The organism is Nitratireductor sp. XY-223 (assembly GCF_004959855.1).
Lineage (GTDB): Bacteria > Pseudomonadota > Alphaproteobacteria > Rhizobiales > Rhizobiaceae > Hoeflea_A.
The window spans coordinates 337,906-350,218 of the sequence record NZ_SPNT01000005.1 but is presented as its reverse complement, the minus strand read 5'-3'; the positions used below and the strand labels follow the sequence as shown (position 1 = coordinate 350,218).

The following is a 12,313-nucleotide window of genomic DNA, read 5'->3' as shown; positions in this document are numbered from 1 at the left end:
GGAGGGATTCCGGGCAAATTCTCAACCGGGAGCTGTCAATACCGCGAAAACACCTTTTGAGGAATATTGATTCAAATTGTAAACCGAATCGGAAATTGAGATGGAAATTTCCCTGAAGCAGATCCGCTACTTCATCGCCACGGCCAATGCCGGGCAGGTTTCACGGGCGGCGATGGACATCAATGTCTCCCAGTCCGCGGTGACCGCTGCCATCAAATCGCTGGAGGAATCGATCGGCGCGCCGTTGTTCGAACGCCACTCCGGCGGCGTCAGCCTGACCTATGAGGGCAACCTGTTTCTCGATCATGCCCGCCATATCGTCGCCACCGTGGACGAGGCCGTGAGACTGCCGCGCCGCATTCGCGACGATGTGCGCGGCCACGTCAAGCTGGCTGTCAGCTACACGGTCCTCGGGTATTTCCTGCCCTCGCACCTGGCGCGTTTCACCCGTGGGTTCCCGAATGTCGAAGTGCAGATGAGCGAGGCCGACCGCCCCGATATCGAGGAAGGCCTGATCGCCGGGACCTTTGACCTCGCCGTCATGCTGACCTCCAACATCATCAACCAGGAAGACATTTCCTACGACACGCTGTTGCGGTCGCGGCGCCGCCTGTGGGTCGATGCGCAGCACCGGTTTCTCGAGCGGCCGAGCGTGTCGCTGCAGGACATCGCCGCCGAACCCTACATCATGCTGACGGTCGACGAGGCGAGCAACACGGCGCAGCGCTACTGGAATCGCAGCCCCTATAGCCCGAACGTCATCTTCCGCACCTCGTCCGTGGAGGCGGTGCGTTCCATGGTCGCCAATGGCATGGGCGTCGCCATTTTGTCGGACATGGTCTACCGGCCCTGGTCACTCGAGGGCAGGCGCGTCGAGGTGATGCCGGTGGCGGACCCGGTTCCCACCATGGATGTCGGCCTTGCGTGGTCAAATTCTGCTGAGCTGAGCCCGGCGACCCGCGCCTTCATCGACTTCATGCATCTGGCGATCGGCTCGGACCAGTCGTTCGGCGTGGCACGGGACTAGGGAGGACGGGTGCGCCGGCCGCTACTGGAAATTGATCGGCTGCCGTGTCCGCGAGGTGCGGATGATGGTGAAGAACTCCCTTGCCAGCACCTCGGCGTCCTCGATCGCCGGGCCCGGGTCGAAATCGTGCAGCGTTTCGGGCAAAGCCTCGCCGTCGCGGATCATCGCGATCGCATCCTCCTCGATGCGCCTGATTTCACCCTCCGTCAGCCAGCCCTGCCAGCCGAGCGTGGTAACCTCGCCATAGGCGTGGCCGATGGCATTATGGAAGAGCAGGAGTGCAATTTGCGGAGTCGTCCTGGGCAACATTTCGAAATCCTTTATCGTGTCCCCGCAAAAAATTCTTGATCCCTCACTAAAACAACGGTTGTGCGCGTCGCAGAGCATAGAGCCGCGCGCGAGTGGCCCGTCCAGTAAAGTCTTCGTGAGTTTAGTCGGTTCACGATGGGGCGACTGTGGCCGTTGCCACACTCAGGCAGGTTTTGGCGGCGACTGCTCAAGGCGTGCCATGGCAGTGCGACAAGATCGATTGGACTGCGACAACGGCCGGCTTCGTTGCGCCGTCGCACAGGTTGCATGGCAGCTGAATTCATCGCCGGAAAATTGTCCGGGCAAAGGACGGGAATTCGACCGGACGATGAGATGCCGGAAAGGAAGACAGGGATCGCAATCGCCTCGCAAGCACGCTATAGGCCAACCCGATGAAAAAAATTTCATACTAAAATCAATGGATTGTAAAAAAGATTCTCATCTACTAAATTTTTAGTTTGACTTTTTGTCACCGTTGTTCAGAGAATTTGTCAGCCAGGATTTGCTGGTCAAATGAAATCTCGGGAGGAGAAGAGATGCGCAAGTATCTGCTATCCGCAGTAGCGGTCGCGGCGGTCGTTGCCGGAACGTCGGCGGCCCATGCTGACGCCGCCGCGGCAAAGAAATGGATTGATCAGGAGTTTCAGCCCTCGGTGCTCACGAAGGATGAGCAGATGGCCGAAATGGCATGGTTCATCGAGGCCGCGGAACCGTTCCGCGGAATGGAGATCAACGTCCTGTCCGAAGGTATTCCGACGCACTCCTACGAGTCGGAGGTGCTGACCAAGGCGTTCGAGGACATTACCGGCATCAAGGTCAATCACCAGATCCTCGGTGAGGGCGAGGTCGTGCAGGCCGTGCAGACCCAGATGCAGACCAAGCGGAACCTCTACGACGCCTATGTCAATGATTCCGATCTGATCGGCACCCATTCGCGCCTGCAGTTGGCCTACAACCTCAGCGACTGGATGGAGGGCGAGGGCAAGGACGTGACCAATCCGGGCCTCGATCTCGGCGATTTCATGGGCACCCAGTTCACCACCGGCCCCGACGGCGACCTCTACCAGCTGCCCGATCAGCAGTTCGCCAATCTCTACTGGTTCCGCAAGGACTGGTTCGACCGTCCGGATCTTCAGGAGGCCTTCAAGGCGAAATACGGTTACGACCTCGGTGTGCCCGTCAACTGGTCGGCCTATGAGGATATCGCCGAGTTCTTTTCCAATGACGTCGAGGAGATCGACGGAGTGCGCATCTACGGCCATATGGACTATGGCAAGCGCGCCCCCGACCTTGGCTGGCGCATGACCGACGCCTGGCTTTCGATGGCCGGTGCCGGCTCGAAGGGCGAGCCGAACGGCATTCCGATCGACGAGTGGGGCATCCGCATGGAGGAAGGCAGCTGCAACCCGGTCGGCGCCTCCGTATCGCGCGGCGGTGCAGCCAACGGCCCGGCCGCCGTCTACGCCATCCGCAAATGGGACGAATGGCTGCGCAACTACGCGCCTCCCGGCGCCGCGTCCTTCGACTTCTACCAGTCGTTACCGGCGCTCAGCCAGGGCAACGTGGCGCAGCAGATCTTCTGGTATACGGCCTTTACCGCCGACATGGTGAAGCCGAATTCGGAAGGCAACAACACCGTCGATGCCGAAGGCAATCCGCTGTGGCGCATGGCACCGTCACCGCACGGCCCCTACTGGGAAGAAGGCCAGAAGGTCGGTTACCAGGACGTCGGCTCCTGGACGATCCTCAAGTCGACCCCGGTCGACCGCGCCAAGGCCGCCTGGCTCTACGCCCAGTTCGTTGTCTCCAAGACGGTCGACACCAAAAAGTCGCATGTCGGGCTGACCTTCATCCGCGACAGCACCGTCAACCATGAGTCCTTTACCGAGCGCGCGTCGAAGCTGGGCGGCCTGGTCGAGTTCTACCGCTCGCCTGACCGGGTGGCATGGTCGCCGACCGGCATCAACGTGCCGGACTATCCGAAGCTCGCCCAGATCTGGTGGCAGCAGATCGGTGACGTGAATTCCGGCGCCTTCACGCCGCAGGAAGCCATGGACCGGCTGGCCGAGGAAATGGACGTCACCATGGCCCGCATGCAGGCTGCCGACGAGCAGGCCAATGTCTACGGCGGCTGCGGCCCGCGCCTCAATGAGCCGAAGGACGCGGCCTACTGGTACGCCAACGGTGGCGCCAAACCGCCGCTGGACAACGAGAAGCCGCAGGGCAAGACGGTCAATTACGACGATCTCGTTGCCCGCTGGGCATCCCAGTAAAGCCCTTTCCGTCACGCCAACATCCTCCGGGCGGACCTGGCCGGGACCTGCGGGTCCCGGCTGTTACTGCGAAAACGGGCATCGATTACGGGAAATTTTCCACCATGGCTCTTGAACTCAGAAGCGTCACCAAGCGCATCGGCGGCATCCAGCACATCAAGCCGGTCAATCTGCGCCTCGAGCCCGGCCACTTCAACGTGCTTCTCGGCGAGACCGGGGCGGGCAAGACCTCGCTCATCAAACTGATGGCCGGCCTCGACCGGTGCGCCACCGGCCAGATCATGATGGACGGCCGTGACGTTACGGCGCTGAGTACCCAGAAGCGAAACATCAGCCTCGTACACCAGTTCTTCGTCAACTACCCGCACATGAGTGTTTTCGACAACATCGCCTCGCCGCTCCGTGTTGCTGGCATGGCGCGTTCGGAGGTCGAGGCAAGGGTCGAAGAGGCGGCGGACCTGCTGCAGCTGAAGCCAATGCTGCGGCGCAGGCCGCACGAACTTTCCGGCGGCCAGCAGCAGCGCACGGCCCTGGCCCGGGCGATCGCCAAGGAAAGCAATGCCGTATTCCTCGACGAACCGCTCGCCAACCTCGATTACAAGCTGCGCGAGGAACTGCGCGATCAGCTTCCCGATCTGTTCGCGGGACGCGGTGCCGTCGTCGTCTATGCGACCTCCGAGCCCGAAGAGGCGCTGCTACTCGGCGGCCGCACCGGACTGATGCACGACGGGCGTGTCACGCAGTTCGGGCCGACGGCCGAAATCTATCGCAATCCGCGCGATTTGATCTCCGCCGAGGTATTCTCCGATCCGCCGATCAACGCGGCGCAGATCCAGAAGCAGGGCAGCGAGGCGCGGCTCAACGCCAATGTCAAATGGACGCTGACGGGACAGGCTGCCGACCTGACGGACGGTCCCTACACGGTTGCGGTGCGTCCCCACCATGTCTCGCCCGTGAAGAGCACTGACGACGCCGTGCCGATGATGGGCACCGTGCAGGTGACCGAGCTGAACGGCTCCGAGAGCAGCGCGCATTTCCTCCTCGGCAATGACAGCTGGGTGTCGCTGGCGGCAGGCGTGCATCCCTACCGCGTCGGCGAGGATCACCGGTTCTTCATGGACGCGTCGAAGTGCTTTTACTTCGGCCCCGACGGAACGTTGGCGGCTTAGGAGCGGCAACGATGGCAAAAATCACCCTGTCCAGGCTGCGCCACAGCTATCTCGCAAACCCGGCCGGCCCGGAGGATTATGCGCTCAAGCAGATCGACATCGACTGGCAGGATGGCGGCGCCTATGCGCTGCTCGGTCCTTCCGGCTGCGGAAAGTCGACCCTGCTCAACATTATTTCCGGCCTGCTGACGCCCTCCGAAGGCAGCATCCTGTTCGACGGACGCGATGTCACGGCCCTGCCGCCGGTCGAGCGCAACATCGCACAGGTCTTCCAGTTCCCGGTGATCTACGACACGATGACCGTCTACGACAATCTGGCCTTCCCGCTGCGCAACCGCGGCGTCGCGAAAGACAAGGTGGATGCGCGCGTCCGCGAGATTGCCGGCATGCTGGAGGTCACGGACATGCTGCAGACACGCGCCGCCGGCCTTTCGCCCGACAACAAGCAGAAGATCTCCATGGGCCGCGGCCTGGTGCGCGACGACGTCAATGTGGTGATGTTCGACGAACCGCTGACGGTTATCGACCCGCATCTGAAATGGAAGCTGCGCTCCAAGCTCAAGGAACTGCACCAGCGGGTGCGGGCGACGATGATCTATGTCACCCACGACCAGACCGAGGCCTTGACCTTCGCCGATCAGGTGGTGGTCATGCAGGAGGGCGAGGTGGTGCAGATCGGAACTCCGGTCGAGCTGTTCGATCGACCCGCCCACACATTCGTCGGCCATTTCATCGGATCGCCCGGTATGAACGTTCTGCCATGCGAAGTGCGCGGCGGCGCCGCCTATGTCGGGGATGATCGCATCGCCCTCGAGGGCGCGGTCGCTGATGGCACCGGCGCAACCCAGATCGGTGTGCGGCCGGAATTCGTCTCGATCGCTGGTAAGGGCCTGGCGGCAACGGTGCGCAAGGTGGCCGATGTCGGGCGCCATTTCGTGGTCGAGGCGATGCTCGGCGACACCCGCGTCAATGCCATTGTCGAGCACTCGGTGCCTGAACAGGGCGAAACCGTGCATCTGCAGTTCGAGCCGGCGCAGACGCGCCTGTATCGCGACGGCTGGATCGCCAGCGTTCCGGGGGAGATGGCCGCATGAAGGTCGAAAATCAGAAAGCCTGGTATTTCGTCATGCCCGTGCTTTTGCTAGTGGCATTCAACGCGCTGATCCCGATGATGACCGTCGTCAATTACTCGGTGCAGGAGACATTCGGCGACAACCTCTTCTTCTGGCAGGGGCTCGACTGGTTCGAGAAGCTGCTGCGTTCGGAACGTTTCCACGCCGCGCTCGGCAGGCAGTTCCTGTTCACCGGCACAATCCTGGCGATCGAGGTGCCGCTCGGCGTCATCATAGCGCTGGCCATGCCGCGCAAGGGCTTCTGGGTGCCGGTGTGCCTCGTCACCATGGCGCTGCCGATGCTCATTCCGTGGAATGTCGTCGGCGCCATGTGGAACATCTTCACGCTGCCCGATATCGGCCTGCTTGGCTATGTCATGAACCACACGCTGGGCATCAACTACAACATGACCCAGGATCCGCTGGCCGCCTGGATCACCATTATCGTGATGGATGTGTGGCATTGGACGTCGCTGGTGGCGCTGCTGTCCTACGCAGGACTGGTATCGATCCCGGACGCCTATTACCAGGCGGCGAAGATCGACGGGGCCTCGGCCTGGTCGGTGTTCCGCTTCATCCAGTTGCCGAAGATGAAGCAGGTGCTGATCATCGCTGTGCTGCTGCGCTTCATGGACAGCTTCAACATCTACACCGAACCCTTCGTGCTGACAGGCGGCGGCCCCGGAAACTCCACCACGCTGCTGTCGATCGATCTGGAGAAGATGGCGCTCGGTCAGTTCGACCTCGGTCCCGCAGCGGCCATGTCGCTTATCTATTTCGCGATCACGCTTCTGGCCTCGTGGCTGTTCTACACGCTGATGACCCGCAACAACTAGCGGCAGGAAAGACCAAATGCGCAAGAGAAACTGGATCGTCATCATCTATATCCTGTTCCTGCTCCTGCCGATCTACTGGCTGGTGGCGATGAGCTTCAAGACAACGGGCGAGATCCTGTCGGGCTTCTCGCTGTTCCCGCAGACCTGGACCTTCGATAATTACCGGGTGATCTTCACCGACCCTTCCTGGTACTGGGGCTATATCAACTCGATCGCCTATGTGTCGCTCAACACGGTGATCTCGATCGCCGTGGCGTTGCCTGCGGCCTATGCGTTCTCGCGCTACAGGTTCCTGGGAGACAAGCAGCTCTTCTTCTGGCTGCTGACCAACCGGATGGCGCCGGCCGCCGTCTTCGCACTGCCCTTCTTCCAGCTCTATTCGGCCGTCGGCCTGTTCGACACCTATTGGGCCGTGGCGCTGGCGCATTGTCTGTTCAACATTCCGCTTGCCGTCTGGATCCTCGAGGGTTTCATGAGCGGCGTACCGGTGGAGCTGGACGAGACCGCCTATGTCGACGGCTATTCCTTTCCCCGCTTCTTCATCACAATTTTCCTGCCGACGATCAGTTCGGGCGTCGGCGTGGCCGCCTTCTTCTGCTTCATGTTCTCATGGGTCGAGCTGCTGCTCGCCAAGACACTGACGGCGGTGGCCGCCAAGCCGATTGCCGCGACGATGACGAAGACCGCGTCGAGCGCCGGCTACGAGCTTGGCCTGCTGGCCGCGGCCGGAACGCTGACCATCATTCCGGGCGCGATCGTCATCTATTTCGTCCGCAACTACATTGCCAAGGGCTTTGCCCTGGGGAGGGTGTGATGCTGAGCTGGATGGCCTGGACCTGGCCGACCGCGCTGGTGTTCATCGGCATTTTTTCGGCGATGGCCGTGCTCACCGCCCTTGAAATCCGCTATCCCGGCGGCGCAGAACGCCGGGGCATATTCGGTCTGGTGACCACCCGCGGCGACCGGCTGTTCATGTCGCTTCTGGGCGCCGTCTATATCTTTCTTGCCTGGCTCGGACTGTTCGGCCTGCCGCTTTGGGCGCCGCTTTTCTTGAGCGTTGCCTGGGGTGCCTTCTGCTTCTGGAAAGTCTGACAAAGGGGATTCGGTGCGATCCAGTCCGGTCCCGATCGCGGGGGCACGAAAAATTCGCTTGGAAAAACGAAAGTTTTAGTATGTACTGTCGCGCGGAACGAGGCGAGGTGTCTTTGGACGGGACCATGGTGCGACAAAAGAAGAAGGCCGAATTTCTGACAGAGGTCGAGCTCGAATTCATGACCCGTCTTTGGGAACTCGGGGAGGGAACGGTTCGTGATGTCCTGGCCAACCTGGCTCCGGACCGCGATCTTGCGTACACGTCTGCGGCGACGATCATGAGGATCCTGGAGCAAAAGGGGTTCGTTACCAGCACGAAACAGGGAAAGACCTTCCTCTACAGGGCACTGCTGAGCAAGGACGCGTATCAGACGCGCTCCCTGAAGGACCTGTCCGAGAAGCTTTTCGACAATACGCCGGCCACGCTGGTGGCCCGCCTGGTCGATGACAATGACCTGTCGAAGGACGCGCTGAACGAAATCAGCGAGCTGCTGGATAGGAGGATGAAAAATGATTCCGATTAGCGCCGTCCTTGACGCATATCTCAACATCAACATCCTGATGGCCTTTGCCTTCGGCCTGTGGCTGCTCGCCCGTCTCTGTCTCAATCGCGCCGGCATGAAACATGCCTATGTGACCCAACTCAAGCTCCTGAACGGCCTGTTTCTGGCTGTCTGCGCGAGCCCCGTTCTCGTTGCCTGTTTCGCACTTTTCGCGAGAGCCGGTGTGCTGTCGCCCGATTTTTCCATGACTCTTTCCGACATCATACTTGCCCAGTATCTGCAGGGTCGGTTTGAGATGAACGCCTCGCAGCTCGAAGTCTATCTCGTCATGCGCAACAGCCTGACGAGCGACCTCGTCAATATCAACAGCCAGATCGGCATCGTCATTTCGGCGGTTCTGGCCGGCGGCTTCCTGTTGTTTGCGGCGCGCCTTCTACTCAGCATGATTCAGCTTCGCAGGATCATCCGCAACAGCTTCACGTGGCGTCGTTTCGGCAATGTGCACCTGCTCCTGTCGGACACGGCGCGCGTTCCGTTCTCCACGCGCACGCTGCGCAGAAGATTTGTCGTAATACCGTCGAGCATGCTTGGCGACGGCGAAGATGTGAAAATTGCGCTTTGCCACGAATTCCAGCATATCAGGCAATACGACATCGAGTGGGAGTTGGCGCTCGAATTTCTCAAGCCGCTGTTCTTCTGGAACCCGGTGTTCTACCTGTGGAAGCGCCAGATCGAGTACCTTCGTGAACTGTCCTGTGACCAGCGTGTCCTCGCCCGCAAGCACTACGACATCGAGGCCTATTGCGAATGCCTGTTGCGTGTCTGCCAGAACAGCCTCCGCAGGGACCGGCTTTTCTCAATCTCGGTCCCCGGGGTTGCCCTGGTCAAGTCGGACAGCTCCCTGTTCGGCAACAGCCCGGCGGCGATATTGCGCCGGCGTCTGGTCTCGCTCTTCGAGGGTGGCGCCACGCGCAACCGCAATTCGGCGCTCGTCAGCCTGCTGGTGCCGCTGGTAGCGATGGTGGCGCTCGCGACCGTCGCCATCCAGAAGCCGAATGACTGGAGCCAGGATCGCATCATGCTGTCGACGATTGTCAACCTCGACCGGCTCGCCATGCGCAACAGCCTGGCCGAACGGCCGGACCGGTAAACAGGCCCGAAGCCCATTAATGCGTACGCGGATTTGGCCGACCCAGGCATTTCTCAGCGGCTTTTGGTCACCTCGGCTTCCGCTTCGATTTCGACCGCGTAGTCGCCGACCAGCCGGCCGATCTCGAGGAGCGTGTTGGCCGGCCTGACCGTGCCGAAATACCGGCCGTGGACGCGGGAGGCGGGTTCCCACTGATCGGCGTCGCGCAGATAGATGCGCGTGCGTATGACGTCTTCGCGCGTCCCGCCCAGCGACGTGATCGCGCCGAGGATCTTGTCGAGGATGTAGATCGTCTGGCCGCGCACGTCGCCGGGGCAAACGACCCGGCTTTCGCCATGCGTCGCGGTCGTGCCGCTGACCAGGATCCGGTTGCCCTTACGCAAAGCGCGGCAGTAACCGGCGACCGGCTCCCATTCGCTGCCCGACAGGGCCTGGCGGCGGCCGTTGTTCTCGACCACCTCGAAGACCGGCGGCAGTTCGCTCAGGTGATCTGTCAGGTCGCCCGAGGCGGTGAGATAGGGCGGCCGGCGGTATTCGTCGCCGCAGTCGCCGGGAACGGATTTCATCTGCCCGGTAAAGGCCGCGATGGCATTATGGTCCTGCTGATCCAGCGCGAAGGAGAACGCGTCGGTGTTGGAGGCGCGGTGCTCCGACCGGGTCAGCCGCGCGCCGATGACCGCGGCGCCGACGGCCGGCTGGTCCAGGATCCAGCGCGTCGCGACATTGGCGATCGACACGCCGTGGCGCCGCGCGATTCCGTCGAGGCAGGAAAGCAGGTCCTGGAAGACCGGCCAGCCGCCGATGGTGCCGATGAATCTCGAATATTTCATCTTGCTCCAGTCGGTGACCGAAGGCTCGGGTTTGCCAAGCCACTTTTCCGACATGAAGCCGCCGGCCAGCGTTCCGTAGGCCAGCAGCCTGACGCCGCGCTCAAGGCACAGGTCGCTCAGGCCGGCCAGCGCCCTGCGGTCGAGCAACGAGCAGGAGACCTGGTTGGTGGCGATCTCGTAGCCCTGCTGCAGCAGCAGGTAAAGGTGATCGGTGTCGAAATTCGTCACCCCGATATGCCCGATAACGCCGTCCTGCTTGAGGCGCATCAGCGTGTCCATCACGTCAAGATATCCGGGATATTCGAACGACCACCAGTGCAGCTGGAGCAGATCGATCGTCTCGACGCCGAGCCTGTCGCAGCGTTCCGCGATGCCGGCGCGCACTGCTTCCGGTGTCGTCTGGTGTGGTTCGGGACACCACTTGGTCAAAAATTTCGCGTCGGTGCCGCCGTTTTTCTGAAGCAGCATCCGGCGGGCTTCGCCGGAAATCAGTTCCGCCGAGCCATAGTGGTCGGCCATGTCGAACGTGTCGAAGCCGCTTTCCGCGTAGTCGACGAGCACGCGGGCGGCCGGAACGCGGTCGAGCGGTTTGCCGCCGCGTTCCATGTCCGCGACCTGCCACAGGCCGGTGATGATCCGGCTTGCCTCAAGGCCCGGTGCCAGTTCCGTGCGTTCGGGCTTGCCCGTCATCGGTTTTCGGCTCCGAAAAGGCGCCCGGCCGTTGGCCGGGCGTCCGTGTCAGTTCTCCAGCGAGGCAATGAAGGAATCCACCTCGTCGAGCGTGAAGTACTGGACCTCCTGGGTGCCCGATTCATCGAACTTCCAGGCAACGGCCGGCGCCGAGACGTCGCCGTTGGCGTCGAACTTCACCGGTCCGGTTCCGCCCTGGTAGGAGATGGACTTGCCGGCGCCGAGCAGTTCCTTGGCCTTCTTCAGCCCTTCCGCGTTCGGGAAGATCGGCTCGCCCGCGGGGTCCGTCACCTTGGCGACGGAAGCGGCGATTGCGGGTCCGCTCGCATCCGGTGCCGCCTCCATGGCAAGCAACGCGATCATCGCCGCGTCGAAGCTGTTCGGCAGGCCCGGGCCGCTGGGTTCGGCATCGAACTGTTCCTTGTAGAGTTCGACAAAGCCGCGGGCGCTTTCGGTGCGCGGCTGGGCACTGTCATGGCCGACGGTTTCGCCCAGATACTGCAGGCCGACGCTGTCGCGGTACTCCTCGGATTTCAGCGAGTTGGCGACGACCATTTTTTGCGTTCCGCCAAGCGATATCCATTCGCGCGTCACCAGCGCGCCCTCGGCCGGGTAGAGCGCCATGTAGATCGCCTCCGGCTGGCTCTTGAGCACTTCGGTGACCTCGGACCGGTAGGAGGACTGGCCGTCGGTGATGGCGATGGATGCCGGCACGGTCACGCCCATGGCCTCGAGGTCCGCCTTGACGAGGCGGCCGATGTCCTGGCCCCAGTCGTCGTTCTTGTAGAAGATGGCGACATTCTTGTAGCCGCGCTCCTTGACGAGCAGGGCGGCCACCGCCGACTGGTTGCGCGTGGTCGCGAAGGTGCGGAACCACAGCCCGTCGGTCTTTCCCTCGCTGGCGACGCTCGTGAATGCCGTCGATGACGAGCAGCACGACATCTGCATGACCTTTGACGGCACCGTTACCGATGTCAGGATCGGCATGGAAACGCCGGACGAGACGGCGCCGAGCAGCACCGGCACCTTTTCGAGGTCGACCAGCGCCTTCGCCGCGTCGACACCGACCTTCGGGTCGGTCTGCGTGTCGCGCAGGATCATCTCAACCTTGCAGCCCTTGACGCCGCCGGCGACGTTGAAGAGGTCGACCGCGAAGGCGGCGGTCTCGGCGATGGGTCGGCCCCAGTCCACCGATGTCGGCAGGACGGCGCCGATCTTGGTCGTGCAGTCCTGTGCCATGGCCGGAACGGCCGACAGGCCGGCGGTGACCACCGCCGCGCCGATTGTGGTTTTCAGTCCGGAATGCATAGTCATTCTCCCTC

12 protein-coding genes are annotated in these 12,313 nt (G+C 62.0%); 9 read left to right on the top strand and 3 right to left on the bottom strand.

Annotated elements, in window-relative coordinates; genetic code table 11:
- Positions 1-100: 100 nt before the first annotated feature.
- A complete protein-coding gene (locus E4M07_RS18935; protein WP_136659940.1) occupies positions 101-1,027 on the top strand; it encodes a LysR family transcriptional regulator in 927 nt (308 codons plus the stop codon).
- Between the two features lie 21 nt (positions 1,028-1,048).
- On the opposite strand, the gene E4M07_RS18930 is transcribed toward E4M07_RS18935, so the two are convergent.
- Entirely contained in the window at positions 1,049-1,336 is a 288-nt protein-coding gene (locus E4M07_RS18930) for a hypothetical protein (RefSeq protein ID WP_136659939.1), read from the bottom strand.
- A 536-nt stretch (positions 1,337-1,872) separates the two neighbouring features.
- Between E4M07_RS18930 and E4M07_RS18925 the strand changes: the two genes are divergently transcribed.
- The 8 genes from E4M07_RS18925 to E4M07_RS18890 all read left to right on the top strand — a co-directional run bounded on the left by E4M07_RS18925 (position 1,873) and on the right by E4M07_RS18890 (position 9,471).
- Complete coding sequence (locus tag E4M07_RS18925; protein WP_136659938.1) at positions 1,873-3,609, top strand: ABC transporter substrate-binding protein; 1,737 nt, start codon at positions 1,873-1,875, stop codon at positions 3,607-3,609.
- A 104-nt stretch (positions 3,610-3,713) separates the two neighbouring features.
- A complete protein-coding gene (locus E4M07_RS18920; protein ID WP_136659937.1) occupies positions 3,714-4,778 on the top strand; it encodes an ABC transporter ATP-binding protein in 1,065 nt (354 codons plus the stop codon).
- Between the two features lie 11 nt (positions 4,779-4,789).
- Complete coding sequence (locus E4M07_RS18915; protein WP_136659936.1) at positions 4,790-5,872, top strand: ABC transporter ATP-binding protein; 1,083 nt, start codon at positions 4,790-4,792, stop codon at positions 5,870-5,872.
- Positions 5,869-6,726, top strand: a complete 858-nt coding sequence (locus tag E4M07_RS18910; RefSeq protein ID WP_136659935.1) for a sugar ABC transporter permease — start codon at positions 5,869-5,871, stop codon at positions 6,724-6,726. The genes E4M07_RS18915 and E4M07_RS18910 overlap by 4 nt, the downstream gene beginning before the upstream one ends.
- 16 nt (positions 6,727-6,742) lie before the next feature.
- Positions 6,743-7,540 carry a carbohydrate ABC transporter permease gene (locus E4M07_RS18905; protein ID WP_136659934.1) on the top strand — a complete coding sequence of 266 codons (798 nt, stop codon included), beginning with the start codon at positions 6,743-6,745 and terminating at the stop codon, positions 7,538-7,540.
- Positions 7,540-7,818 (top strand): DUF2160 domain-containing protein, encoded by a 279-nt coding sequence (locus tag E4M07_RS18900; protein WP_136659933.1) that lies wholly within the window; start codon positions 7,540-7,542, stop codon positions 7,816-7,818. The genes E4M07_RS18905 and E4M07_RS18900 overlap by 1 nt, the downstream gene beginning before the upstream one ends.
- 125 nt (positions 7,819-7,943) lie before the next feature.
- The gene (locus tag E4M07_RS18895; protein ID WP_206057311.1) at positions 7,944-8,342 is read left to right on the top strand and encodes a BlaI/MecI/CopY family transcriptional regulator; all 399 of its coding nucleotides are present in this window, start codon (positions 7,944-7,946) and stop codon (positions 8,340-8,342) included.
- On the top strand, positions 8,329-9,471 hold the full coding sequence (locus E4M07_RS18890; protein WP_136659932.1) for a M56 family metallopeptidase: 1,143 nt from the start codon (positions 8,329-8,331) through the stop codon (positions 9,469-9,471). Before E4M07_RS18895 ends, E4M07_RS18890 begins: the two co-directional genes overlap by 14 nt.
- 53 nt (positions 9,472-9,524) lie before the next feature.
- On the opposite strand, the gene E4M07_RS18885 is transcribed toward E4M07_RS18890, so the two are convergent.
- Both E4M07_RS18885 and E4M07_RS18880 read right to left on the bottom strand, forming a co-directional pair.
- Positions 9,525-10,991 (bottom strand): aldo/keto reductase, encoded by a 1,467-nt coding sequence (locus E4M07_RS18885; RefSeq protein WP_136659931.1) that lies wholly within the window; start codon positions 10,989-10,991, stop codon positions 9,525-9,527.
- A gap of 48 nt (positions 10,992-11,039) precedes the next feature.
- Complete coding sequence (locus tag E4M07_RS18880) at positions 11,040-12,299, bottom strand: ABC transporter substrate-binding protein (RefSeq protein WP_136659930.1); 1,260 nt, start codon at positions 12,297-12,299, stop codon at positions 11,040-11,042.
- Positions 12,300-12,313 lie beyond the last annotated feature (14 nt).